Source organism: Desulfobulbus alkaliphilus (assembly GCF_016918545.1).
GTDB lineage: Bacteria > Desulfobacterota > Desulfobulbia > Desulfobulbales > Desulfobulbaceae > Desulfobulbus > Desulfobulbus alkaliphilus.
Genome location: NZ_JAFFQC010000080.1, coordinates 1 through 2,130, shown reverse-complemented (window position 1 = coordinate 2,130; position 2,130 = coordinate 1). Strand labels below are relative to the sequence as shown.

Annotated in this window: 1 protein-coding gene and 1 rRNA gene; one reads left to right on the top strand and one right to left on the bottom strand. The window is 39.6% G+C overall.

From position 1 onward, the window contains the following. Nucleotides 1–83 (top strand): 5S ribosomal RNA (gene rrf / locus JWG43_RS17385); the annotation flags it as partial. Nucleotides 84–275: 192 nt separating this feature from the next. On the opposite strand, the gene JWG43_RS17380 is transcribed toward rrf, so the two are convergent. Further along, on the bottom strand, nucleotides 276–2,130 hold a 1,855-nt coding region (locus JWG43_RS17380), incomplete at its 5' end, for a hybrid sensor histidine kinase/response regulator (RefSeq protein ID WP_205244213.1).

Below are 2,130 nucleotides of genomic sequence, written 5' to 3'. Positions count from 1 at the left end.
CCATTCCGAACACGGAAGTTAAGCTCTTCAGCGCCGATGGTACTGCATGGGAAACTATGTGGGAGAGTAGGTCGCCGCCGATCCTCTACAAAAAACCCCCGTCGATCAATCGATCAACGGGGGTTTTGCTTTGCCCTCCTCCATATCGGTCGGACACTCAGGATCTTATCAGCGACTCAAGCACACAGGCAGGTGGCTTTGTTGCCAGTACCAGTTACCCGCAGAGGTCAAGGGGTTGTAGCTGCTTGATCCATGACGCTCACGGATCCAGATGATTATTGTTGCTCATTACTCATTGCAGTGACCCGTGCCACCTCATGGCATAAATTTTCTGCATTGAAGGGTTTGGCGACATACCCATCCAGCCCCATTTGCCGATAGGTGTCAGCCGTGACATGTTCGCTGAACCCGGTGCATAAAATGACAGGAATCAAAGGGTTTATTTTTTTTAATTCGGCGGCTAATTCGATACCTGTCATGCCAGGCATTCCCATATCGGTAATAACCAGATCAAAATCTCCTTTTCGTTTTTGAAAAAGAGCCTGGGCCGACTCACTGGATTGGCAAGATTCAACCGTGTATCCCATATGCTCAAGCACCTGGGTGATGAAACCGACAATGGGATATTCATCATCAACCACCAGGACGTGCCCCTCGCCAAAAATTTTAAATCTCTCCTGTTCAAAGGTATCCTGGCAGCCATCATGATGAACTTGAGGTAAAAAAACCGAAAAGCAGGTACCCCTGCCAAGGGTTGATTCAACAGTCACCGCGCCGCCATGATCATGGGCGATTCCATGTACAACAGACAACCCCAAACCGGTTCCTGCCCCAAATGATTTCGTGGTAAAATAGGGTTCAAAGATCCTTTCCATGAGTTCCTGGGGAATTCCATGTCCATTATCTTCAACCTGAAGGCAAGCATATCTGCCCTGCTCTACATTGCCAATTTTGATTCCCTGCTGCGGTGTAATATTGACTGTTTGTAAACGGATTTTTATTGTGCCACCTTTTCCACTCAAGGCCTGATATGCATTGGTGCATAGGTTCATTATTATTTGATGTGCCTGGGTCGGGTCAGCTTTCACTAATGGAGTATCTTTTAATTCAAGCAATAATTCTACATTTGCGGGCAGACTGGCGCGTAGTAATTTAGTTGCCTCTTTAATGATCAAACTAATATCAAAATTCGAAATATTTTTTTCACCTTGACGACTGAATTTTAAAATTTGATCTACCAGCTTACCTGCTCTGTCAGCAGCTCTCACAATTTCTTCTAAATTATCATATAATAATGATCCTTTATCACATTGAGCTTGCGTCAATTCAGCATAGCCGAGAATTGCCGTTAGAATATTGTTGAAATCATGGGCAATCCCGCCCGCCAGAGTACCGATAGCCTGCATTTTTTGCGATTGACGGATCTGATTTTCAAGAATCAAATGCTCAGTTATATCTCGCTTAACTGTCACATAATTGATTATTTTTCCCTCGCTATCTTTTACAGGAGTAACTGTAGTTTCCTCCTTATATCTCGACCCGTTTCGTTTTTTATTAACTAAAACTCCGCGCCATACGTTTCCTGAAGAAGATTCTTTCCACATTAATGTATATTGAACTTTAGACGATTCATCATCATTTAAAAAATCATAACTTCTCCCTATAACTTCTGAAAACATATACCCACTTGTTTTTTCAAAAGCTGGATTTACATACTGAATTTTCCCGTATACATCTGTTATAATTACAGATTCAGCGACTTGATCAACAGCTGTTGATAACAATTTTTGCCTTTTTTCTATACTTATAGTTTCGCTTAAATCTTTAATTCTTATTAAAATCAGACTATCTTCACCTGAATCCATTTTGCTGATTTTTAAACTAACCGGGACAATTTTTTCTTTCTCGTTAACAATAAATGTCTGTATTTCTTTATATTTTAGATCATACTTTTTAAATGTATTATAAAATTTCAGATACTCGTCTCTTTTTTTGTATTCAATAATGTCATAATGCCTGATGAAATCATTATATTTTTCACATTTAAAAATTAATGACATAGCTGATTTATTGCATTCTAAAACATAATCACTAAATATATCTACAATTAAATAAGCATCTGTAATATAA